General features: G+C 41.9%; 19 protein-coding genes. 1 reads left to right on the top strand and 18 read right to left on the bottom strand.

Annotated features, from left to right (window positions below; genetic code table 11):
• Positions 1-5: 5 nt before the first annotated feature.
• From LS482_RS09680 to LS482_RS09605, 16 genes are all read right to left on the bottom strand, one after another.
• On the bottom strand, positions 6-437 hold the full coding sequence (locus tag LS482_RS09680) for a hypothetical protein (protein WP_233031581.1): 432 nt from the start codon (positions 435-437) through the stop codon (positions 6-8).
• A complete protein-coding gene (locus LS482_RS09675; RefSeq protein WP_233031580.1) occupies positions 434-1,408 on the bottom strand; it encodes a hypothetical protein in 975 nt (324 codons plus the stop codon). Before LS482_RS09675 ends, LS482_RS09680 begins: the two co-directional genes overlap by 4 nt.
• 22 nt (positions 1,409-1,430) lie before the next feature.
• Positions 1,431-2,066 carry a porin family protein gene (locus LS482_RS09670; protein ID WP_233031579.1) on the bottom strand — a complete coding sequence of 212 codons (636 nt, stop codon included), beginning with the start codon at positions 2,064-2,066 and terminating at the stop codon, positions 1,431-1,433.
• A 257-nt stretch (positions 2,067-2,323) separates the two neighbouring features.
• Positions 2,324-2,794 (bottom strand): hypothetical protein, encoded by a 471-nt coding sequence (locus tag LS482_RS09665; protein WP_233031578.1) that lies wholly within the window; start codon positions 2,792-2,794, stop codon positions 2,324-2,326.
• 4 nt (positions 2,795-2,798) lie between these two features.
• Positions 2,799-3,197 (bottom strand): hypothetical protein, encoded by a 399-nt coding sequence (locus LS482_RS09660; RefSeq protein ID WP_233031577.1) that lies wholly within the window; start codon positions 3,195-3,197, stop codon positions 2,799-2,801.
• A 108-nt stretch (positions 3,198-3,305) separates the two neighbouring features.
• Positions 3,306-3,800: a hypothetical protein gene (locus tag LS482_RS09655; protein WP_233031576.1), complete on the bottom strand. Its 495-nt coding sequence runs from the start codon at positions 3,798-3,800 to the stop codon at positions 3,306-3,308.
• A 12-nt stretch (positions 3,801-3,812) separates the two neighbouring features.
• The gene (locus LS482_RS09650) at positions 3,813-4,757 is read right to left on the bottom strand and encodes a DUF2380 domain-containing protein (protein WP_233031575.1); all 945 of its coding nucleotides are present in this window, start codon (positions 4,755-4,757) and stop codon (positions 3,813-3,815) included.
• A gap of 248 nt (positions 4,758-5,005) precedes the next feature.
• Positions 5,006-5,344 carry a hypothetical protein gene (locus LS482_RS09645; RefSeq protein WP_233031574.1) on the bottom strand — a complete coding sequence of 113 codons (339 nt, stop codon included), beginning with the start codon at positions 5,342-5,344 and terminating at the stop codon, positions 5,006-5,008.
• Between the two features lie 8 nt (positions 5,345-5,352).
• Positions 5,353-10,008, bottom strand: a complete 4,656-nt coding sequence (locus LS482_RS09640; RefSeq protein WP_233031573.1) for an RHS repeat domain-containing protein — start codon at positions 10,006-10,008, stop codon at positions 5,353-5,355.
• A gap of 44 nt (positions 10,009-10,052) precedes the next feature.
• Positions 10,053-15,095, bottom strand: a complete 5,043-nt coding sequence (locus tag LS482_RS09635; RefSeq protein WP_233031572.1) for a hypothetical protein — start codon at positions 15,093-15,095, stop codon at positions 10,053-10,055.
• Positions 15,096-15,100: 5 nt separating this feature from the next.
• Positions 15,101-15,703 carry a hypothetical protein gene (locus tag LS482_RS09630; protein WP_233031571.1) on the bottom strand — a complete coding sequence of 201 codons (603 nt, stop codon included), beginning with the start codon at positions 15,701-15,703 and terminating at the stop codon, positions 15,101-15,103.
• A complete protein-coding gene (locus LS482_RS09625; protein WP_233031570.1) occupies positions 15,700-16,308 on the bottom strand; it encodes a hypothetical protein in 609 nt (202 codons plus the stop codon). The genes LS482_RS09630 and LS482_RS09625 overlap by 4 nt, the downstream gene beginning before the upstream one ends.
• Complete coding sequence (locus tag LS482_RS09620) at positions 16,298-16,831, bottom strand: OmpH/Skp family outer membrane protein (protein WP_233031569.1); 534 nt, start codon at positions 16,829-16,831, stop codon at positions 16,298-16,300. The genes LS482_RS09625 and LS482_RS09620 overlap by 11 nt, the downstream gene beginning before the upstream one ends.
• 7 nt (positions 16,832-16,838) lie before the next feature.
• On the bottom strand, positions 16,839-17,816 hold the full coding sequence (locus LS482_RS09615; RefSeq protein ID WP_233031568.1) for a tail fiber protein: 978 nt from the start codon (positions 17,814-17,816) through the stop codon (positions 16,839-16,841).
• Positions 17,813-18,760: a hypothetical protein gene (locus LS482_RS09610; protein WP_233031567.1), complete on the bottom strand. Its 948-nt coding sequence runs from the start codon at positions 18,758-18,760 to the stop codon at positions 17,813-17,815. The genes LS482_RS09615 and LS482_RS09610 overlap by 4 nt, the downstream gene beginning before the upstream one ends.
• Positions 18,761-18,771: 11 nt before the next feature.
• Positions 18,772-19,464, bottom strand: a complete 693-nt coding sequence (locus LS482_RS09605; RefSeq protein WP_233031566.1) for a hypothetical protein — start codon at positions 19,462-19,464, stop codon at positions 18,772-18,774.
• A gap of 868 nt (positions 19,465-20,332) precedes the next feature.
• Between LS482_RS09605 and LS482_RS09600 the strand changes: the two genes are divergently transcribed.
• Positions 20,333-20,494 carry a hypothetical protein gene (locus tag LS482_RS09600; protein ID WP_233031565.1) on the top strand — a complete coding sequence of 54 codons (162 nt, stop codon included), beginning with the start codon at positions 20,333-20,335 and terminating at the stop codon, positions 20,492-20,494.
• A 50-nt stretch (positions 20,495-20,544) separates the two neighbouring features.
• Here LS482_RS09600 and LS482_RS09595 read toward each other — a convergent pair whose 3' ends face one another.
• Positions 20,545-20,988: a contact-dependent growth inhibition system immunity protein gene (locus tag LS482_RS09595; protein ID WP_233031564.1), complete on the bottom strand. Its 444-nt coding sequence runs from the start codon at positions 20,986-20,988 to the stop codon at positions 20,545-20,547.
• 5 nt (positions 20,989-20,993) lie between these two features.
• Positions 20,994-25,580, bottom strand: coding sequence for a DUF6443 domain-containing protein (locus LS482_RS09590; protein ID WP_233031563.1), 4,587 nt, complete (start codon positions 25,578-25,580; stop codon positions 20,994-20,996).
• Positions 25,581-25,606 lie beyond the last annotated feature (26 nt).

Genomic DNA, 25,606 nt, shown 5'->3' with positions numbered 1-25,606 from the left:
CCGGTTTATTGCTTTTCATCGCTTTTCTTTTTGGGTCTTACCCCCACATAAGTGCCCTGGTTTAAATTTAAGGCCGGTTTACCCGGTGACTTTGATGCAGACTGATGCTTTATCTTCTTTTCCACACTTTTTGATTGACGGAAATTACCCGAGCCTTTATCCTTCGGTTTTCCAACACCTACATAATTTCCTGTTTGTATCCGATTTCCCTTGTTGTTTCCTGTCTTTCTGTGCGAAACCCGCTTACTTTTCTTTTTTTCTTTATTTTGTGCAGGCCGTACACCCGCAAAACTTTGCTTCTCATTTAAATTTAATCCCCGCAACCTGTTTTTGCCAATAACACCTTCCCCTTTAGCTTCCTGGGAACGGACCTCCGGGGCAAAAAGCAAGGCAGCGAAAAAAATAAGCAGCAACACATTATTAACCGTATTTTTCATCTTCCGTAATTTTTATTCTTCTCAGCAGCTTGCTTCAATATTTTCACCTCTTCCTGTAACTGTTTAATACTCTTGTTCTGATCGATAACATACAAGGTTAGTTCCTCTATTTTCTCTAATAAACGCCGGTTTATTTCACCCAGATCCACCCCTTTTTCCTCTACTTCTTCGGCCGAAGGGATTTCAGGAAGTTTTCTATTAGACCTGATATAATGCTCAAGTTCTTCCAAAGGCTGCAGTTTGTAGTCTTCTTCAAAAACATAATCCGGCCAGTTATTTTTCAGTTTTACCGTTACGGATTCGGAAACCATATCTCCTGCCACAGCAAGCTGATATCCTTTGTGATCCTCTGTACCTATACAAAGATTTCCATAGAAATAAGAACTCTTGTCGGGTTTCATAGTAAATACCGGGTAGGTCTCATTGCCGTCGCTATATTCAAAGTGAAAAGGCTTGTAGGCCCCGGTACCCCGTTTCTGCATCCGCAGGCCGAAAGAATGATTGGACGGGTAACTCATGTTATACAGGTCCAGAATTTCTTCTTCTCCGTCGCCATTGACCAGGGCCAGGGTAGATTCATAGGCATTGTCAGCATCCCTCGGACTCCATATCTTAAAAATGGTATGGTCATTGCCTATTCTTCTGAGGTAAGGTATCCCGGAATCAGGATACATGAAAATCAGAGAAGAAGGTGCCTGATCCAGGGCATCATGGTCTATATCGAACCTTATGGCAGCAGTATTCAGGGCCAGGCCCAGGTAATCCATATTCCTTTTTATCACTAAAGGGTCTTTGTAGCCCATAGTAAGCCCGTCTACAATAAAATTGTTGTTGGCTACCGATCCCCCCGCATAAAATCCTACGCGACGGTCGGTAACACTGCCGTTCTCCGTTACGGATTGTAGCGTTTCTTGTGAGGATACACTATACATTACCAAAAACAGTATACAAGAGGTAATTGTTTTTTTCATAAATCTTTTCATTTATTTTCATTTATAATTTATAATGCAATCCCAGCTGAAAAACAGAACTGTGCAGGTTTTGTCTTTCGGTAATGCCGTAAGTATACCGGAGCCCTATACGATAATGCGCTCCAAAATGATATCCCAATCCCGCATTTACACCGAACTCAAAATCCCCGGAATCGTCATTCCTGATAAAAAATATTTCATACGGATTGTTTTTATATGTGACATCCCTGTTTACCACCCATGCGAGTTGGGGTCCTACTTCCACGTCCAGGTTATCCATTAAAAAAATACCGGCCATGACCGGGATCAGGATTAGGGATTCTTTTATTTTTCCGGAAATGTCATCTGCCAAATAGAAGGGATCACTCGGATCGTGGACGTTTATTCCATCAGGATTTATTTCATATTTACTCCCCTGCTGAGAAAATAATACTTCCGGCCTTATGAAGATTTTTTCTGTCAACCCGAAATTTACAAATCCCCCTGCAAGAAAACCGGCTTTGCCTTTGTAATTCGCGGGGGTATCATCATCATAATTATCGATAAAATTTGAATAATTTAAACCGGCCTTAAGGCCGAATTCAACTTCTTTCTCTTGGGCAGAGGCTATACTCATTGTAAAAATAAGTAAGCTGGTAAATAGTAGGTACTGCTTCATTTTTTGAAATTTGATTTAAGGTTTCTTTTATAAACTATTATCCCATAACCGCTTTTAGATAGAATTTTTCCTTCCCATAGCCAGAATGCCACTTCATTTGTTTATACATTTTTTCCTTGTCCTTGGTAAGCATAATGATAATCTTTAGCACTCTGCAGAGTACATTTCGACATTGCCTCCACCAGGATAATAATCTATGGTATAGGTATGATGCCACAAGTAACTACTACCTTATATTCGGCTCAGGTAAATAATATTTATTCACATTGATATTTATTTGGATTATAATCTACGTAAGTTTTTCCAAAAACACGATTTTCAAAGGATATAAACTTCTTTCCATTCCTATATCTTACCTCATTTTTGCTGCCATTCATGTTATAACAAATACTATCCCCAACTTCTAATTGAACTGCTTCTGTAACAAAAAGAATCTTATCGTCTTTTATCTGGCATACAAAAACTTTATCATTAATATATAAAGTATACCCACTGGGTTTATTAGCATAAGCTAAATCCAAACAAACATATCCAGCTCCTCTATAAATTTCCTTTTTACTTGTAACCACTCCACAAAACTCTACATCACATTGTTCCCAATATTGCTTGGAATAAACTTCCCATTTTTGTTTGTCCCTTTTATTGTTCAAATATATTACTGTCCCAGCAACAATGGCAAAAACCGGCATCCCAAAAAAAATAAACCACAGTTTTATTTTCTTACTCATATTTTTAATTTTTTAATTGCCGAATAAATCTATTCACTGGAAATGGATAATTGATAAGATGCTTAGATATTCCCTGCTGATGAGCTATGGAACCTGAAATACCAGAAGTAGTCCCTAGTTGAGCGCCAATGCTTACACTCTTCCCTAAATAGACTGTATGCCATCTTCCCTCATATCGATCCTGATCACTTTGAGAATATCCTACCCGTCCTTCGAGGTTTAATCCAACCGATGCTCCAATTGCTCCTTCTATAGCCCAATACCTTCCTGCGTACTCCTGAGGAGTTATATCTTTTGTGTTCCCATCATAATAAGATACAAAATAATTTTGTCCAACACCTGCAGAAACATCCAATTCTGTAGTAATCTTTAGGCCGCTGTCTACAGAACCATAAACAGACATCTGGTCAGGATATTTAGGAAAATATACTTGTTGTATTCCTCCATTTGTGTCTGTTCCTATAATGGCCGCAAATGTTAAAGTAGCTTGGTACTCTATTCAGAAAAGAAATTACTTTATTTTGTAAAAACCGCTGCCCTTAAATTCAAAATCCGATTCTATTCCTGGGGCTAGTATCAATGCAATATCCTGTTTCTCAAATGACCTCGTAACTTCATGCCAATAAGTTAAATTTATATCATCCATATTAGTATCTAACAAATCATCATAATTAAACTCTCTAGCAAATTCAATGAGTATTGATTTTCTTATTATTACCAAAAGACCAGTATCTGTTGAAAAATAATTCTCATTAAAATCTCTATATTCGTCATAGCTAGCTTTTTTAATTCTAATTATCTCAAATAAATTTTCAAAAGTGATGAATTTCCCGAAAGGGGTATCAGTATAGGGAAAAACAATTTCTTTTATGTCTTGCTCTAAATTATCAATTTGTAGTTTATCTATTTTTTCTTTAATTTCATCCAAATACAGGGCATCTATAACAAAATATATTTCATTTATTTTTAATGAGATATTCTCACCTTTTGTAGAGATATTGTTCATGATTTCAAGTGCTTAATATTTGATATATGGAAGATGTTCTAATCCAAAATCTTTTAACATTCCTTCTGCTTTGTGAAAAATTTCTGATGGTGTAGCATTAGGATTTGTCTTTATAAATTCTTTCCATTCTTTGTTCCATCTCCCGGGCAGTTTTCCAAAACCTCTTCCGTGAACTCCTCTTAAATGTGTTGATTGACTTATTTCAATTGCGTAATCATCTATATTTTTTATTCCACGAGAAGAAAACCATTTTCTGAATTGTTGTGGCAAAACATGATGCTTATGAAGAGCCTTTGAACCTTTCGTTAGTAAATTTATTCCTTGTATGGCCCTAGTTGGCCCTCCGGCAATTAATTCAATAGCTCCTGCTCCTCCTTTTATGTTACTGGAGGGCTCAAATTGAAACGTACGCCCCGCATCATTAATTAAATAGTTTCCTTCGAATTGGGATACCGTACGATACCCATTTACATTCTCCGCTATTTCAGCTTTTAAATGATCAAATCCCGATAATTCCCATATGGCAGGGGCAATTTTATCCCCAAAATTGTATGCCGGCGCACCTGAACCAACTAAAGAGAATCCAGCACCAGGACCAACCTGCACTTCCGGCGCACTTGCCCATCCAAAATCTCCCAAATGCAGATACGAATTTCCATCGGAAGATAAATACGATTGCCCTTCAGTATAACCTCCCGTAACCGGATCGGGGCAATCCGGACAATCTGAAAACCCTCCATCCGGGTCTATCTCATTGGCCCAATTATTTCCCATAGACAGATATGGAGAATAATATTGACCATATAAATCCGGACTCAACCACCGGTTTATCCTTGGGTCGTATAACCGCAACTCAAAAGCAGGTTTTCCGGTTTCAGCATCAGTCTCGGCGAACTCTCCCTGGTAACCGTATCGGTAACCTGCAGCGTCAGTTAACTTTCTTCCTGGCATAGACATGCCTCCCGGATAAAAATCCGTAGCTCCGGCCAGATTCCCATCATCCTGTATCAAAGCCCGTACATTCCCCAAATGGTCAGCCACTTGGTAAATTGCAGTACCTCCCTGTTTAAAATACACTCCGAGGCGGCCACTGCCATAAATAGGATATTCCTTTGCCGAAGTTCCCTGATAAATGGCCAGAGCATTCCCCGATGCATCCCTTATAGTTCGTTTTTGCTAAAGTACTATTGGCATAACTTTTCTTATTAAAGAGCCATACTCCACACATGTGATCTATAGAGATAATAATTCCCCAAACTATCCTTTTTATAATGATATAACCAAGGGCTTCCCGCCTCTTTATACAAAGAATCTCCTACATGTATATTATCTTCTTTTTTAACACCATACAAATCTAATATATGAGAACTTCTATCATTTAACCAAACTTTTATATCTCCCTTTCCTCCATATATAGAAGCCTTTTTCACAACTCCCTTAAAATTTTCTTTTATAGCTATTCTTTTTGCTCTAAGAGTAAGTAAAATAACTGCTATAAAAAATAGGGAGAACATGCACACTATAACTATACCTCTTTTTTTCATGGTGATCATTATTCATAAACAGTATTAAAATTTTTATCTATCATTAAATTTTTGCTCGGTTCAACTGGATTGTTGATGTAAATATTTCCATTGCTATGAATTAACAGCGTATTATGCCTTACACCTGCTTTAATATTTACTACGGATAAAGGACTGGCTTCCGCTCCGGCAGAAACTCCTCCATAAACACTGACCCAAGTTGGCCTCCCTGTCGGACTTAGAGATACATCTCCTCCTACAAACCCGCCTACACCAGGTGTTAAACCACCCTCAACAAAAACAGAATATCCTCCTAAATCGCGGGCTTTAATATCAGAAACAGCTCCTACATAATGCTTACGTGATAAAAAGGCCGAGGCAGTTACCTCTCCACCATCCCCAATAGTAGCAGCAGGACCTAAAGTGAAATTTGGTATAAAACTGGCGTCTTTCCCTCTAATTACCCATGTAAACTCGGCATTAATATCTGCTCCGACAAATATATTAGCAGCATAACCTCCACCTATAGAAAATGCATCACCTGTTACCCCCCGCATTCCTGCGCTGTTCCACATAATTTCCCCGGCAGTATTGAAATTTCCATTAGGATGATTACTAACAAAAGTATCCCATCCATCATCTCCTCTCTGGGCAACACTCCAGTTCCCTTTTTCTCCAACAATAGTTCCTCCGCCATTGAAAGTTTTATAAAGCCAAGCCCCAAATTTAGTCTTCCACCCTCCATCAGGATCAATGCCATTCATAGGATCATTCCCCATCCCCAGGTATGGGGAGTTATATTGTCCATAAGGGTCAGTTGTCAACCACCTGCCTATCCTACTATCCCATAGCCTTAACTGAAAAGCTTCTTTCCCTGTTTCCGCATCCTTTTCCTGGCCCTGGTAGGCATAGCGATAACCTTCAGCACTCTGTAATGTACGCCCAGGCATTACCATGCCAAATGGATAAAAATCCGTAGCCCCGGCCAGGTTCCCGTCATCCTGTATCAAAGCCCGTACATTCCCCAAATGGTCAGCAACCTGGTAAAGCGCAGAACCTCCCTGTTTAAAATACACTCCGAGGCGGCCACTGCCATAAATAGGATATTCTTTTGCCGAAGTGCCCTGGTAAATGGCCATGGCATTCCCCGATGCATCCCTTACATAATAACCGGTTTTGGAGAGGGAACCGTTGACATAACTTTCCTTTCTGACCCGCTGCCCGCGGTCGTTATAAAAGAACTTTACCAAAGGTACATTATTTTTTTGCACCTGAATGACCAAACCGGCTGCGTTATAGGTGTACTTTATGCCCTCTTTTTTGTTTTCTACAAGTTGGCCTATGGCATTGTAAACATAGTTCCCGGCATTCTGGCTTTCTATATCATCAGCCCCGGCTACCGTCCCTGCGGCATCCCCTACATGATCCAGGCGGTTGGGCTTTCCGCTTTTATAGGTATAGGAGAGCTTATCCATGGCGTTGCTGCCGTTTACCGTATTTTTATTGCGGTTCAGGGTCTTTATGTTTCCGTTGGCATCATAAGTTAATGCCACATTATAATCGCCTTTGGCATGCTCTTCAAAACCATCTGCCCGGACGATCCTGGCTGTAAAAGTACTCCCCGCCTTGGCGTGAAAACCGGGTTTTAAAACAATACTATTGGTCGCTTCCAGGGGAAGCGTGCTTCCGCTTTCGGTAACGGCAGTAGAAGTGATGTCCGCATCTGTATCCGAACCGGAAGATTCGGAATATTGCCCGTAGGTAGCGGCTGCCAGCCAGTTACTACGGTTATACGTATAGCTGTAGGCATTCTCGGCACCTGTGAGGGGCCGGTGTTTGTTGTTCCAGCGAATCCCTTTAATATTACCGTCCAGCCGATCCGTACCATAGGTGGTGGGAGCCAGGGCACTACTATTACGCATATAATCGTTTTGATGATAATCCACCGCCATCCCGAAAATGTCATTGCCATCATTCCCCGGATCTTTGGCAGCACTGAGGGCAGGATGATTGATACTCTTTAACTGCCCGGCGAGGTTATATACATAGTCTATACCCTGCAGGTTATTGCCCAATTCGGTTCGTTTCAGGTTGCCGTTTTCATAATAAGTATAAGTTGCCCTCGTGGCATAGCTGTTTCCATCGGTGGACGTTTCCACCTTAACAAGCTGGTCTGCTTCGTTATAAGTGTATTTGTGGATAAAGCGCTCCGAAGCTGCATCTTTCTGATAAACGACCCGGCTTACCAGCCCGCTTACCGGGTGGTACTCATAGTCTATGGTCTTTTTGCCCACCCCGGCAATATCCTGAACCATCCAGGTCACCCTGCCGTAAACATCATAACTATACCAGGTAGTCGTATAAGCATTACGGGTTTTGGCTACATTGCCGACCACAAAGCTCTGTGCCCGGGTATTTCCTCCTGCAGCTATGTCCTCACCCGTATCATAAACTGTGAACTGCCGTTCCTTTCTGGTTCCGGAAGGCAAAGTGTTCGTATCCGGATCGGCCGTATTAAAGGCCGTGCTTACCACTACACCGCTTTCTACCGGTCTGGCCTGCTTATCGTAATTGGTATAGGAAAACTCCCCGGTTGCTTTTTGCACACTGTTTTGCGAAAAGCGGATCTGCCCGTCCTTACGATATCTAAACCAGGCTTCGCCTTCGTCCGGGCTGTTGGTATAGACCAGTTGCCCGAGGGCATTGTATCGATACGTAGTCTTGGGTTTAGCTGATTTGGTATTGCCATAAGGCTGGTAAGAAGCAACCAGGTTCCCCGCCTTGTCATATTCGTACAGGGCATAGTCGTAATAATTTTCCTTATAGGTTACTTTTACAGGGTTGGAGGGATTATAACCATCAGGATTGGTCACGGCTACCCGGTAAAAACCATGAGGTAGAGAAGTAGTAGCTGTTGTAGTTTTGGCTTCTGTGATCAGGTTATAAATCACTGTCTGTACTCCGGAAGGCTTAGCAATAGAAAAGCCCGTAGTCCCGGAAGGAACATGGATATCTATAAAGCCCTGTTCTCCTATGGCTGCGGTCATACTACGAGCACTGCCTCCGCCACTTCGGGCTACAGCCAGGGTTTTGCCATCCGTATCGGTAAATACCACATTTTCGACCCCATGGACATCACGGCTAACAGTTTTTACTGTTTTTACGGTATTGTATTTGCTTTCTCCAAAAGCCACGGTTTGCGATAGTTCCCCGGAAGCCGGCATGGTAAAGGTATAGCTTTGCGGCCAGGCGCCGTTAACCTTGTTGCCTCCGATAGTTTTTAATACACTTCCGGGATTAAGGTCACTGTATACCTGTCTTATAAAAGGGTATGAAGTAATATCCTGGTAAGGTTCGGCCGTATTGTTGTTGCTGTAATACCATCCCAGGGTACCGGCCTGGGCTCCTACCGTAGCAGGGTTATCGGGGTTGGTATCAAAGTCTGTTGTGGTGTAACTGCTACCGTTACTTTTCTTTATAAAACCGCTTCTGTATTTAAATGTGTTCGGTGTTACAGCATCCACCGCAGACCCCAGTGTTTGAAAAGCCGGTCTGCCCTGTTGATCGTACAGGGTTTGTGCCGCCCAGATCTTACCTGTTTTTACATCTACGCTTTGTACCTGGTCGGGTTTCCCCAAAGCATTAGCATAAGATACGCTGTTTGCCTTCATATTTCCATCAATGTCATACGCCACCGTAGAAACCCAGTTCCTGTCTTCATCGGCAACTGTAAAAGGTGGCAGATTGGGCTCGTCTATGGTATAATTTATAACCCTTGCCGGACCCCAGCAATCTACATCATTCAGCCGGGCCTTAAGATAATATACCGTCCCACTGGTCAATTCGATACTTGAATCGCTGTTGGACGTGCTCTCCCCTGTTTCCGTTTCCTGCCAGTACCAGGTTACTCCATCCGGAGGGGTTCCACGGGTTAAAACCGTGCTTCCATTGTTATTGCTGACGGAGGGCGCATCCGGCTTGTCGGGAGGGGAGGGAATATCTACATAAACAGACCCCGAACCTGTACTCCATCCACTGCTGTTATGCGCACGTATGTAATAGGTGCCACTGCCTTCATTAGCTTTAAACGTAGTCCATGCACCTTTAGTAGTGCTGGTCCCGTTTGCATTTTTCCCCTGCCAGTACCAGGTAGTCCCTTCCGGAGGAGACCCCGACCTTCTTAAGGTTACTTCTCCACACTTTTGATCACTTATTACCGGATCATTAGGTTCGGACGGAACGGGATATCTGTCTTTGACATAGGTTATTCTGTACGAAATTGCAGAACCTATTTCATATATATAGTAACGAAACTCATAATCTGTATTAGCACTTATCTGTATTTTATCACTATAAGAGCTCGGGGTACTGTCCCAGTATTTAAGCCTTTTCCTTCCTGTTAGTGTTCTATTATTGGTTTTATCCCAAAACTCAAATTCTATTTTATGAAAGTTTGATGGAGGAAGAGCCGGTTCTTCAAAATTTCCTGTTTCCGGATTAAAATAACGATATTCAACACTTAAACTTATTTCCTGATTGAAAACACTTCTGATCGGAACAATTCCGGTTTCCTGAAAATCTGTTTCGTTTATAACAACATCTTCTATCACTATTGTCGGTCCATCCTGAGAATATACAGATATACTTACAACCAACAAGAAAAGTATGAGGATTATATTTTTCATCACCCTTTGTTTAATATGATTCTATTTTACCTATTATTTAATAGTTACATACACTCCCATATATATGTCCCTGAAACGGTTTTGACTTCTTTAGTGGTCTTATCTCTAACCTGGCAGCGATAGTATATTGTAGTACCATTATCTTCAGGGCATCTTAAGACCAGGCCTGATCCTGTCCGTTTACTATGTATAGTCCATGAGTCGTAGAGGTCTGAATATTGCCCTTTGCCAAAAGACCAGCGGAATTCAAAGTAACCGCTTCCTCCCGATACATCTGCGGAATAAACAGGTGTGCCATTATGAGGATCCTCCACTTTAGGGTATAAGGTCAATACACGATGCAGGTTATCCGATATACTTTCCTGATATTTCATTTTTATTTCTTTTACCATCTTAAAACCACCTGTATTCTCTCCATAATCCATAACTTCGGAATATGCTTTTGTTAATCTTCCTGCTGCATCATATTCATATCTTGTGCCCATATTATTAGCCCCTAAAATATAAGTCAGCTCATCAAAATTATTATACACATAAGAAGTCATGGATGAAGATACAGGGTGTAAACGGAAATCGTCATAATATGCCGTTCCCGAAGTTGTTGTTAACGCTACTTCTTTCCCGGAAGCCGCACTAACAGTAAAGTTGAGCTGTACCCAATCTCCTGCTATAACAATTTCTCCCCGGTTATAGCTAAAACTTTGTCCGTTAGAAGTAACACGGGTATTCACATAATTGGATTTATGCGCCCAGACCGAGAGGCGGTAGGTATCCGTAGTTCCCGGTGTAACCTTAAACGCCTTCACATTAGCTGCTACCTGTACCGATTTTTCCCCGGTATGAACCCTGGATGTAGCTACAACCGCCGAAGCATCTTTGGCAACACCTCCACTAAATGTATTACCCTTAGCATCTTCCGCACCGGAATAAAACATCGTATTATAAGCAGTATTGGAGGTAGCTATTACCTTGGTATTATTATATCCCGTTTTGGAAGACGTATAATGACCATTGACATCTTTAGTTTCCAGGGGAGAGGAATATACATCATATTTGGTAACCTCCGAGATCATCTGCCATTCTGCCGGTTGGGAATCCGTGGTGGAAGACCAGTCAAAATTATCCGCAAAGTTTTTAAAAGTACCGTCTGTGTTGAGCTCTCCTTTCCAGGTATAAACCCTGTGTTTTCGCCATACATCATTGTTCCAGGGTTTCCAGGTTGTAATTCCTACGCCCAATGGTTTCCATGCCTGATTTTCCTGCTTATACATATAATTGGCTGCCTGTTGAGTGAGCATGTTTTTATTTCCCGGATCATCTGTTTTGCTTCCCATAGCGGGATAATGGGTGTATGCAGGTACTTTTTCAGTCTTATAAACAGTCCCGTCACTTCCTGTATTACGGGTCTCCAAAGGCTGGCCTGTCAGAAAATCATGCCGGTCAAAATATGTGGTCATTTTAAAATTACCCTGTGTTATGGAAGTGCTTTTCAGCACACTCGGATAGGTTACTTTGCTGGTAGAACTTATGTAAAAATACTCATCGAGATTTTCCGTTTTCAGGACCCTTTTCAGGCTTTTGTGGGATTCCTGGAACACTCCTATTTCACCATCCGGATCCAACCCGGTTTTATAATGGTTCTTTTTTACAGCGAGTTTCTGGCCTTTATTATTATAGCTGGCCACCGATAATAACCTGCCTATGTTCCCCAAACTACTATACAATGTATATTTATTGGCAATAACTTTCCCTCCGTTAAAAGACTGGTTTTGCTGTTGCTTTACTTTAAATGCGTCTCCTATACTGAAAAGATAGCCGGTCTCCTGCGTAAAAGGTTTAAGGGTCTCGAATTCATAGGCCGTACTGCCCAGAATTTTACCGGAGGCATCTTTATTAATGAGCTTAACATGACCGTACATCACCATTGGCGCAGGGAGTTCGGAGGCATAGGGAACCCCTTTTGACGCCTTTGAAGGGGCAAAAGAAGTGATCCCCGATATTTTGCCTGTAGCCGGATCGGTATATTGGTATTCCGTGGTAATGGTATTGTTATCTCCGATAACCTGTAATGACTTTACCCTTAACCCTCCTCCGGATCTCCCGTTAGGCCCCTCGGAACCAATATCAGGATCATGATACGCCGCTTCGGCATAGTAAGAATCAGCTTCATAATTAATCTTTATCTTCCCCCCTGTAGGCGTTTGTATTTCATTTAAGCTCCAGGTATCGGGATACACCTTATCATACCCCCAGTCATCTAAATTATCTGCATCATACTCCCTTGAAGCCCTTCCGTACGAAAATTTGTATGGAGGGATTAATTGCGCTCCTCCTTTTCCTTTAAAGGCAACCCCTTTTAATGTCAAACGTCCTTTGGTAAATGCCTCCGAATTGACAGAACCTTTTGCCAGGTCATAGCTATGGCTGAAAGAAATGACCTGTTGGGCCTTTTCTTCCAGTCCTAATCCATCTATATCTTTAACATCCAAAACTTTATCATCCAGATGCGCTTTAAAAGAGCGCAATATATTTTTATTATATAATAAATCCGGATAACCAGCTGATTTACAGATTCTTTCAGAATAGTCGATCCAACTAATTGTCTCCACTCCATTAGCAAAACTAACTGTACCTGTGAGTTCACTTTCCAAATTCCCTCGATTTTTGGACAGATTCCCCAATACATCATTTTTTACAAGAATAATTTTGCTAAGTTTTAGGGTTTTATTGACGGGCAGGTCTATATATTTAAAAGTATTTTTTTTGTCATAGCCCAAATACAGGGATGGAATAGAGTTGGAATTTATTGTTACCGGATTGTTTTGATGATCATAAAAGGTATGTTTCTTTGATTCAGAAGTTCGATAGAGGAAAGGAAGTCCACACCAATAATCTCTTCCCGATCTAATTTTATAGCTATGTGTCTCTAAATCAAAACTTCCGGACACCCATTTTTGTTTATATAAATTCATACTGGTTGAAGAATGATTATCTGCCCTTAGATCTTTTACAAAAAGTGCTGTATGGGTACGGGTTTTTATTGCATCCAAATAATAAACCTGCTTACGCCCCCAACTGTATGAATATGTTTTATCCCCGTTTTTGTTCTCGTCCTCAAAATATTTACCATTTGGTGTAACCCACCCATAGCCATCACTCCACTTTCCATATTCAAATTCCACCCAATAACCATAATCGAGTGCGTCAACTTTCCCATTAGTATTCACATCTATATAATCAGGCCCGGTAACAGCTGTGAGTAGCCAATGCGTTGCATAAGGGGTTGTTTTTTGAATCTCGAAGAAATTTTCATCTTCATTTTGTTCATTTTTAAAATTCTTATAAAACGATTCAAAATTATATACCGGTAATGAATAGTGATATGTTCTGCCATCCGGAGTAGTTATCTGATAGGCTCCAATACCCTCATCTAAAAATATTTCCTTGTTCTCCCTCTCAACCTCTGCTGCCTCGATATATCCGGTTAATCCTCCTTCCCTTATTTGTTTGTTCGTGTAGGTTACAATGTAATTTCCTTCTCTTTTCCTACTCTCATAACCTCCCGTTAAACTATTATTATTGTTATAATTGCTGGTTTCCTGAGTTTTGAAATGATCTAAAACCGTATTATCCCCGATACTCCCATTAGGCAAGTTTGGATTTATAATATTGGATGTCTCCATCCTTAAAAAGGAATTATAGGCATTCTCAAAAGTAAAATGGACCTTTTTAACGGCATCCCTGTTTACATCGATGCCACTTGAGGGAGCGGACATATATTCACTTATATCATGATTTAAATAAGCAGCATAAATATGGTCTTCATTTTGCTCGCCCCGTCCTCTCCCGGATAAATTTAATTCCGAATGGATATAGGGTTTAAGAGAGCCAAACAGGCCCTGAGCTGTGACCGAATAGTTATCATAACTGGGTAAAACCAGGTTATTTTTGCCTGTCAGGGCGGTTTGGTCCAGCAGGTCATCCGTATTCATGGAACTATTGTATTTAGGTATTATATTGACATCCATAAAATGATCTTCGTACAATAACCTGGAAAGATTACCGGAATTCTCATACGGTTTCAACGTATTTGCCAGTACCGGGTATAACATTCCTGATGTGTAGAGATGATTGTATTTGTATAAGGAATACCTGACATTTGTTTTGCTGTAACCGATATAGAAAATATACAGAGGGAGGAAAAAACTTGAAGAACGGGTAGAAACGTCATAATCCGAGGCAGAAACCCCATTACTGGCATTGGAAATCCCGGCTCCGTAACCATTGACCATACCATAAGCGGAATATCCCCTGGAACTAAAACTTATTCCCAGGCCTGTTGATTTTCCGCGTTCCGATCCCTTTTGAGTAACAGAAGTGCCAACGGACAAGCCTTCGTTATAATTGTAATTTAAATTAACCCCAACACTCGTATCATTTCCAGCATCAATACCATATCCAATTCCAATGCCGTTAGTCCCCACACTGGTATAAAAAGTCCCAATCCCTCCGGTAAGTGCCGCCCCGTTTGTTCCTATTCTTCCTCCTATACTTGCTCCCCCTTCTCCATCTCCCAAACCTACACTTGCCGAAACATATCCTCCCATGGAACGCCCGCTCCCCCAGGATACCCCCAATCCTACCGAGACAGAGCCGTTCAAAGTTACTCCTGCACTAAAACTATAATAATCTTCTGTCCATCCGTGATCATAGAAAAATTCGCTTACCTCGGTTTTTCCCCAGTCATCCGGATATCCGTTGACCCCACGGTTAATAGCTCCCGGGTTAACATTCCATCCGAGCCCAACCCAGGAAGCCTCCTGATCCAAAGCGATCCCTCCGTGATATGAAAGTGCTACAGGATATCCCCCTTCCGGAGAAGGTACATTTAACAGGGGCAGTACATACGAAAAATCTCCCGTAACCAGGTTGACCATATCGGTAGCGTCTACCGGTTCAAAACCTGTGGCCTCCGGGGCCGTAGGTCCATTATTAGAAGCCCATAGACGATGAACCGGAAAAATCCCGGGCATAAAACTCAACAGTAAAAAAATGGCTATGATTCTATGTGATGCTTTTTTATTCATAATTCCTAATCTCCTTGGTTGCACTTTGTATTGTAAAATGAGACGATCGCTTTGAGATGCCGTTTCTTAAACGCTTTATCCTCTATTTTTTTTACCAGCAGCGGGCAATCTTTAAAATAACGGGATGCAGCTTGTTTAAAATTCTTAGTAAATAGATCATCAGATCCCAAATGTGTCGCTTCTTCTTCATCAGTCCTTAACAAATAATAATTGTTTATGGTGTATGCATGCGTGGTATTAAAACCGCCTCCGAATCCGCCCCCCATAGATATCGGCGTAGCACCGTAAGCAGTAGCAATATATAAACTTACCTCACCTGTTTGAACCTCTTTCAGGACCTCGGGAGTTTCAGAATTTTTCACTTTTATCCACCTATAAGTCTCTATGTTGTCCTTTGAAACACGTATATTGACATGGTCAATGTCCCGGAAATGTATTTCTTTTTTTTTAGCCTTGTTGTATAATTTATATTGGAAATACTGGCCTTTTATTTTCCCTTTAACTACCAGTTTTTCTCCTGTATGAAGGAATATTTCAGAGGGTTTCTTTTGGGCATTTCCCAAAAACACTGAAACCATAATAAATACGACTGAAAAAATGATTTTCATGATCCAAATTTTAAGCTGGGTTCGTTATTTATATTTTCTGTCAACACCTTAAACTTTACCTCCCCGGTATAAAATCCCAGGTCTTCGACAATTATATTGATATAGTCATCGTTCAGGTATTTCTCTTTCCTGGGGTATACCAGCATAATATCCGTACTCCGGCTCATCCCGTACATCCGGGGGTAAATAAAGTCCGCCATGGGTAAAGTGTCCTTTTCCGGGGTGTACAGGTGTACCTTCCGATCCATTCCGAAAGCCAGTTCATTGACCATTCCTCCAAAACGGCCACGATCTCCGGCCACATTGTTTAAGAGTTCCTGGTCGTTTTTAGACATGGACAGGATGAAATACATGTACTTCCCGTACTTTTTCCTGAGGGAGTCAACAGTCCTGCTGTCTGTCTTGTCATACAATTCCTGATTGACCAAAAGGTCCGTGGGCTTGTATAACAAGGAAAAATCCACGCCCTTCACCTTTTTGTGGTGCATATAGCCGTTTTCTTCCTCCCGGATATAGGCCAGCAAACTTTCTTCCGTATCAAAAGTCCCGGAGGAACAGGCCGTCAAAAGACATAGTATCCCGCAAAACCAAAGCCTACCTGCCATATTCCGCATTTAGTCCGTCCAGAACTTCTTCGGTAAGGTCTGCCGCATCTGCTGCATACATGATGTTTCCGCCACCGCTGGCCCCGAAAATAATACGATATCCTTTTTTCTTACCGTATTCCTTCACGTAATCATTGATATCGTTAATGACTGTTTGTGTCATCTTCTGGTCTTCTTCCCGGATTTGCCGTTGAATGGCCTGCTGGTAATTATTGACCTGCTGCTGTTTGCTGGCCAGGAGTTCCTGTTGTAGTTCCAGTTCCTTCTTACTCATGGAAGCCCGTTCTTTCTCGTATTTTTTCAGTTCCTTCTGCCAGTCGGTCGCCAGGCTGTCTACATTGGCTTTCAGGGCTGTTGCCTTCCGGTTGAATTTTTCGCGCTCCACCTTGGAACGCTTATAGCCTTCCATCAGTTTGTTTACATCGACATAAACAAGGTCCGGTTTGGAAAACACAGACCATCCTAACGAAAATACACTGATAACAAGTGCTAAAACGGAAACAGGGAATAGTAATTTTTTCATCAAATAATTATTGTTTTTTGTTTGTAATTAACTGTTCTAATGTTTTAACTCGACCTTCTAAATTGTTTATCTTTTCTTCCTTGTGCTGGAGTTTTTCTTCCTGTTGTATAGTGTACAATGTCAGTTCCTCTACCTTCTCCAACAATTTCAGGTTCATCTCTTTAAGGTTAATCCCCTCTTCTTCCATTTCACCGGCCGAAGGAATATTTGGCAGATGTCCTTTTTCTTTTATATGGGCCTGTACTTCTTCCAGGGAACGCAGATCATAACCTTCCTTAAATACATAGTCCGGGGCTACGGCACCTGCCAGATCTACCTTGACTTCCTGTGTGTGGATCTTCCCTTTTACGGTAAGTTTGGCATCGGGGGATGTCGTCCCTATCCCGACATTACCTGCGTTGAAATACGTTGGTTTGGAGTAGTGCGAAGACAATGATATTCGTTTTTCATGTTGCCCTGTAGTAATCGCCTGATAAAGTTCTATAGATGAATACAATTCTCCCCTGCTTGCCCCTCCGGGTTTTAACTCTATTTTATTATGTGAATAAACGCCTTCCTTGGATCCCATAATCAGTGAATGTCCGCTCCAGTAAAAATGTGTTTTTTTCCAGCCATTTTCATAACTATCATTTCCAAGAAGATAAAAATCACCTTTTACATGCAGTTTAGAGGTTGGCTTAGTAGTCCCTATCCCCATATTTCCTCCCGAACTCGGAAATACGATAAAGTTTCCGGTACCCGTTCTAATAGTCATATCCCGGTTGGTATAGGTGAAAATGGAAAAATCGTCACCATCTCCATAGTTGGCATTATTGACATTCCACATCAACCCGGCATAATGTCCGGAGGATGTGCCGAACCGGGTAATCTTATGCAAGTCCGGACTACCTAACATAGGATTTAAATATCCGGCATCTACAGTCTGAGCCCCGACTGTAAATATCACGATCATAAAGAGGGAAGTGGTTATCCAGTGCTTTTTCATGGCTGTTTCTGTTTAAGTTGTTCTATCTCCTGAAGAAGTTTGCGGTTTTGTTCCAATACGGCTTCTATTTGCTTTTGTTGTTGTATGGTGTACAGGGTAAGCTCTTCGATCTTTTGCAATAGTTTAGCATCCATCTCACCTAAATGAATACCGTTCTCCTTAACCTCTTTGGTATTGGGGATGTCTTTTAAATGGCCTTTCTCCTTGATATGTTGCTCTACTTCTTCCAGCGTAGGCAGGTTGTAATCTTCTTTAAAAACAAAATCGCTCCAGCCATTTAAGTCTACCTTGACTTCCTTACTATGCACTACACCGTTTACCGCCAATTTGGCATCCGGTGTAATAGTACCTATCCCTACTCTCCCCGCATTATTTACTAAAAAAGGGATGTTATCTAAGACCCCGTCCCTGTTACTATCTGTCCTGACAGCAAAAGCATCCCTGGTGTCATTACCATAAATATCTATTACAAAATGTCCCCATTTTCTACCTTTTATAGATACTCCCCCTGCTGTAACCCCGGGATTCAAATCACTTACATTTAATTGTGGATTAATAATGGTTCCCGGAGCACCGCCTAACCTCAGGCTTCCGTCCACATCCAGCTTTTCTACCGGGTTACTAACACCGATTCCTATATTACCATTATTTAAAATGGTCATCCGTTCCAGTGCCCCGCTATTAGATGCTGTAGTTTTAAAAATAATCTTACCGGAGTTCGTATTATTATTTTCCATTTCTATTTCCGCCCGGGTATAACCGTCATTAGCCACACCTAACCGCAATGTCCTTTCCGCATTTAATCCCTGAAGCAAATAGGTGCCCCAATCACCTTCCAGCACATTACCTTCTGCAGGAAAAGCAGACTCATTGGTATTGGGAACCTGGGAATATCCGGAGTAAATCATCAGTAATAATATGGGGAGACCTCTTAGTTTTTTCATAGTTCACATATTTAATCAGTAAGCTTTTCTATTTGTAGTTTTAACTCTTGTATCATCTTTCCCTGCTTTTCAATAATTTCCTGTTGTCGGATGGTATAAAGTGTCAGTTCTTCAATTTTTTGTAGTAATTTTGCATCCATCTCACCCAGGAATATCCCGTTTTCCTCGACCTCCTTTGCACTGGGAATATCTTTTAAATGTCCTTTCTCCTCAATGTGTTGTTTCACCTCGTTCAAAGCAGGTAAGTCATAATCGTCCTTAAAGACGAAATCACTCCAGCCGGTTTCCACTTTGATTTCCTTGGCACGGATTTTACCGTTTACAGCAAGTTTCCAGCTACCGGGTACCTCTGCGCCTATACCCACATTGCCATCACCGGTCAAGGTCATCGCTGTTACCTGTTCCGTAAGATCGTCATCATTACCATTATGGATACGGAATTGAATATAATTGGAGTACCCGGAACCGGTATGATTGGAATAAATAGAATGATATCGGATATTTTGATCTGACCTGCCGATCCTGAGTTGTTCCGAAACCCTTGAATAGGTTGGTGCTCCTTTTAAATAGGTAACCCCCGCAACGTCGAGCTTTGCTTCCGGGGTAGTTGTGCCAATCCCCACACTCCCGGATGCAGGAAACGTATTCGTCTGGGCATAAAAAACAACAGGGCCCATTAAAAAAAGAAGTATGACTCTTTTCATTAATATCTGGATTTATGATTATACTTTTTATTTCTATTACTGACGGATCATATAAGTCCATACCAATCCCCGCACCGGGAAAGGTTTTTTATTTTTAGGGGGAGTAAAAAATGTATCCTGACTGTTGTCCGGTCAGGGTTTAGGGGAAAGAAGTAATTGTTACTTCATTAGCTTTTTGATTTTATTTATACAGCGTTCACAAGATACGCTTTCTCTTTTTCAAAAAAGGCCATCCCGTGTTACCTTTTTATTAACACAAATTGATTTATGTTGTAATATTATGGAAAATCGAGACAAACCACAACATTTTGTACCCTGCATTTATAAATTGCAGGGACTGTTTTTACGTTTTCTATGGTATCACGAAACACACAAACATCTGTAAACAAACAACATATAAAAAGTAAGCCTACATCATATAAATTGCCCTTATTCCCTGTTATTCCGCCCTTAAAAGAAACAAAGGAAATACACATTTACCACAACTCCTTACGGAAATCCGCAATTTACTCACTAAGTGAGATTTAAAATACTCCGAAGCCTGTCCTGAGCTTAGCCTGCACTGAGTATGATCGAAGTGTCGAAGGGCTTGCGTCGAAATGCTTTTTTTCGGGTTTTCCGATTTATGCCTCGTGTCCCGATAATTATCGGGATTGCCCCGAGGTCATTGATTTTGGTGTAGTGGGGGTGTGGCAGGGTTTGTATATGTAGGTTGTTTGGTTTTGGAGTTGATGGGTCGGGGAGTTACGGAGGGGGAGGGGAGAATACAGGGATTGACCGAACCATTTTCAAGGCGGCTTCCTTCAGATGAAGGCGCTGAAACCTCTATCGACATTGCCAAAAGATTGCCCAGGCCCTTAATGTTTCTTTGGATTTCCTGGCGGGCGATACCTCCGTACTGGTCAAGGACAAAGAAGTCCTGCAAAGGATTGAAGATATTTCTAAACTCTCCGAAGATCGTAAAAAATATATCTACGATTTTATCGATATGTGCCTCAGGGACTATAAAACCCAGGAAGCCTATAAATAACAAAACCGTCTAAAGTTGGACGGTTTTATTTTCTACTATTACATGGATTTCTAACTACTCTTTTTAAAAGCTTCTTCCAGGGCTGATGCCAGTTCTTCGACACTCGAACTTAACGGGATTACTATACGGTCTTTTACAGCTCCTTGAAAACCCTGACGGGGACCTTTGTTAACCGTAGGGGAGATATGGTAATTACCATCTTTTGTGAAAACACCTACATTCAAACTGTCTTCATGTAGTATCTTCATAGATTTTATTCTCATTGCCTTTAAATGTTCTTTACGAAAAAAACTCCAATCTAAAGGTTGGGGTACGCCAACCTTACTACAATTTAGTACAGTCAATAATTTTTCAGCTATTTCTATGTATGTCAAATCATTATCAATGACATAGGGAGAAGAAGCAATCCCTCCTCCTCCTTCTAAAGTGTTTATAGGATGTAAGACAAATTTATTATCCTTATTAAACTTTATAATGTCCGCTCTTTTTATCATATCTCTTAATCAATAAATCTGATGGTTACATTAATATCTCTATCCAAAGCATACTGGACGGCCCGATTAATCTGGTCCCACTGGGCATCTGTCCCTTTTCCTGTCTGCACAGCTAATTCCAATGCTTTACTCGAATAATCAGTTCCTTCTTCTATAACTGTTCCTCCCCAGCGAGTTCTTCCCCCAAAATTGTCCAACTTATCGATATACCCCTTAAGTGTGTTAAAGACCCTGTTGCCTTCCTGGTAGGACTTGCCCATTAAATCCATACTCTTTATGCTGGTGGCCACACCGTCCTCTATCTTATCTATTCCCGGAAAGTTCTTCGCCCAGTTTTTGTTAGCTCCCAGCATTTCTTCTATCACTCTTCCCCGAGCAAACCTATTCAACCCCCAGACGGACTTGGCTCCCCTTAATGCTTTAAGTCCCATAGCTACCGCTCCACCTAAAAATACATCGGTAACAGCTTCTTTAGCGCCTACGCCTACGGTCTCTGCCAGTCTTAGCCCGGATTGCGGATATACAAATTTAGCCCTGTCCGGGTGAGAAGTCGGATAATTTATTTCCCCGTGGCTACGGGATGCCCCTGCCGATTTGGAGGCCAAAAGGCTCATAGTAGCATCGCGGGCAGCCGTCTGTTTTTGAACAATGCTTCTTGCTTCCTGAAGCGTGTATGTATCAGTTCTTGGCCCAGATACTCCGGTAGCCCTATTACCGTCCAGTTCAAAAGACAACTCTTTCCCTTCCAGGTCAATACCACTGGTTACATTGTTCTCCGCAAAGGCATAGGTAGAGTTATAGACATATGTTGTGGCCAGCGGGTCGATCTGTAAAAATCGGCCAATAAGCGCATCATAGGTACGGTATTTAAAATGATGCCAGCCTAAACTTAAACTCTCGTCCAGTTCCTGGCCCTGGTACTGTTGGTAATTGTTCTCTGTACCCCTAATAACATTGTTATATCCTTTTTGAAGCGCTCCGAAGGGATAGTAGTTATTTTCCTGTAAAATCTCCGAAGTTCCTACAACCCCGTCACTGTTCTGGTCGGAGTAGGTAAGCCGCACGTTCCCTAAGTGGTCCTTATACTGGTATACGTACTTGTACTTGTTGTTTTCCTTCGTTACATACCCTTCCGGATGACTAAAGAACTGGAGTTGGCTATTTTCATAGATGTACTTCCCTGCATACTCCGTATTTGTCACAGAACTTCCCTCAGTAACCGCCTTCTTTAACTTGATCCCCGAGGCATCGTAAATATAATCAATTCTGTTGGCTCCAAAGCTAATCCGGGTGGGAAGATTCAAATGGTTATAAGTGATGTTTGTTATTCCTTTATTGGCATCACTTTCCAGGTTACCATTGGCATCATAGGTATAATCGTTATTCGTATTAGAACCATCCTTAAAGCCATAACTTTTGTTTCCCGTATCTATGACCTTTAGCAACTTGTTGGTAGAATTGTAACGATACTCCAATACATCCATATTGTCGTAATTACTGCTGTTCTGCCAGCCATTGCGGGTCAGATCGGTAATATTGCCATTCTTGTCATAGGCTACATTCTTTAGCTCGTACCTGGTGTATTCTCCTGCTCCGGTATTCGTTGCTCCTGTAATACGGTTCAGGGCATCATAGGTGTAGCGGTAATTTCTTCTTTGGTCGTCATTGGCCGTCCGCCAATAGGTCTCCGAGATATTGCCGTTGTACAAGGCCCGGTCGGCAGGGTTATAGGCAGGATCGTTATACCGGATACCAAAGGCAAATAATTGCTCTCCCAATGCCGCATCCGGGTTATTGATCGCTTTCAACCAGCCCCGTACATTATAGGTGTAGTTTATTGTTTGTAGAGGCTTGCTTTGGGTATTCCCTACCTTTTTCTGCTCCAGTTGCCCCAGGTCGTCATACACATTTTCGGCGATAAGTTCCCCTGCCGGGCTGATCGAAGCACTAAAGCTTATACTGCTGGTAGCTTTAAAGTGAAAGCCGGGTTTTAAGGTAATAGAATTACTGGCTATCTCATGTTGTGTTTCTGTAATGGCATCATCAAAGACCGGGTTCTCCCCTGTGGTATCTCCCCCGCAGTCCCCGTTGATACACTGTAACTGCCTCACCAGCCGCCCGGCATGGTCGTATTCAAACTTGTCTGTAGTTACTATGGGAGCATTGCTGCCCCTGGTATGGGTGGTTCTGGTCTCCAATACCTTGCCTGCAAAATCCAGTTTGTGTTCCACAATATCCGTGGTATTCAAGTAAGGGTTTTTGGTAGCGGTATAGATCACCCTGCCCTTTTTATCATAACCGGTGATGGTGGTGATCCAATGATTGGTACCCAACACCCGGGTTTTACTCCCTGTGGCTAAAGTCTTGGTCCTTGTATCCACTGTTTGCCCCAATACTGTTGAGGGAACAGTTAGTCCGGCGAGGTCAAATTCATAATCGTCATAGTAATTAATGGTATATACCCGGGCTATTCCCGTAGGAGGGCTTATGTTGGTATAATATACATCTGTCCCTGCTATGACAGTAGGGGCTTCTGCAGAGGATCGTATCCTGCTTTCGTAATACCTTGCCGTATTATCAAAAATTTCCTGAAGCTCTTCTCTACTTTGCCCATGATTGGTTTGGCCGGTATATACCACCCTGTCAAAAACGTCATATTTAGTAAACAGCCATTTATTTTCATTCCTTAACCGCATATCCTGTGTCATTACAGGTTGGTCAAGTGCATTATAAACCATGAATTCCCATCCTTTCCCCGGAACTTTTTTCTCTATAAGCCGATTACGTTTATCATACCTGTACTGGTAGCACAATTCATTGAGTTCCGCAGTAGATACCCCATCCGACGTATCAACTTTAGGCGGGATAACATAGGTCAGGTTCCCGAAATTATCATATACGTAGTAGGTGTCATGGGCGGTTCCCTCGTTATAGGTACGTCTTAAAACCATTCTCCCCAGTTTGTCTTTAAACTCTTCGGTGGTATGATCTTTTGTGGTACCATTATGGTTTTCGTCTCTTGTTATAATTTTATGTAATTGCCCGGCACTGTGATAATTGTTGCCTATAACAACCAGTTGGGGCCGCTCCGTATTGCCATTGACAAAAGTCACTTCGAACAAACGCACCTCCGTAGCCGTATTGGTTTCATAATCAAATTCGATCTCATGACCACTGCCCAGTTTCCAGTCTTTACCCGGAGCAGCCTGTTTTTCCACCCGGTTTAGCGGTGAAGGTTCAAATTGTTTCTGGGCATAGGCATTAACCTCATGTTCGGCCATGTCACTAAAATCGCCGGAATAATGAGAATGGTAATACCGCTGGGTTAATTGTTCTGCCTCACTACGAAAGGCCCCCTGGTTAATGTCTGTAGGGATAAAAGACAAGTATTCCTTTTCCTGGCGTGCAAATCCGTTATAGCCTATATGAGTTACAATATCCTGCATACCCCACGGAGATTGCCGTATGGCCACTTTTTGCTTAGGTCTGCCCAATCCGTCGTAATAGGTTACCTGTTCCATTACATCACGATTATAAGTTATACCATCGGGACTACTCATCTTTTTTTGATATAGCCGGGCATAAACATAATTTTCATTACTAAGGACAACAGGACTGTATTCTTCTGTCGGGCACCCATTATCCGGTCCGGGTACATCAGGGCACTGGTCATTCGCATTATCTATATAGCCATCAGGTTGGGAACAGGATTCCAAGCTGTTGTTCGGATCACCAAAACCGTCATTATCCGAATCCGCATACCAGGTTTCCTTTCCTGAAACCGTATAATTTACCGTTCTTGCCATGCCCCAGCATCCGGAAGCATCATGCTGTCCTCTAAGGTAGTATACGGTACCTGTAGTTCGGGTAATACTGATTTCAGCATTGGAAGTACTCGTACCGTTGGCACTACTCTGCCAATACCAGGTCACCCCATTGGGAGGTGTTCCCCGGGTCAATACCGTATGATCACAATTATTCGTAACTGATGGAACAGAAGGAGGGGCTGGCGCATTATCGGGGATTTCCACATAAACGGAACCTGAAGTGCTACTCCAGTTTGTACCGGCGCGGGCCCGTATGTAATAGGTACCACTACCTTCGTTAGCAATAAAATTTGTGTCAGCCCCTTTATTCGTACTGGTTCCGTTAGAATCCTTGCCCTGCCAGTACCAGGTAACTCCATTGGGAGGTGTTCCCACACGCTGCAAAACAACTTCCTCACAACCTGTACTACTTATGGTGGGGTTGGGAGGTGGAGAAGGAGGGGCTCCGTTTACAATAACTTGTAAAAATGCCAGGTATGGCCCCTGACCATTGACCATGAACTCGGCTCGTATGGAGCTGTTATACTTTTGCCCGTTCCAGACGACATTAGCAACAATATCATTTGAAGATTGAATGGTCCCGCCTTCAATATGCCAGGTGGTGTTAGTGATGTCGTCTGTCGGAAAATTACTACCGTCTGGGGATATAACATAGGAATGCGTTGTTCCGTTATTGACCGTGGACGGGCCTGATATCTGATAGGTTTGTGCTTCTGTTTGCAAGCCTATAAGCAATAAAACAAATACGAATATTCCTTTTTGCATAATTCTAATTTTAAAACGGTAAAAGG

This window comes from Sinomicrobium kalidii, from assembly GCF_021183825.1.
GTDB lineage: Bacteria > Bacteroidota > Bacteroidia > Flavobacteriales > Flavobacteriaceae > Sinomicrobium > Sinomicrobium kalidii.
This window is presented reverse-complemented; position numbering and strand designations above follow the sequence as displayed.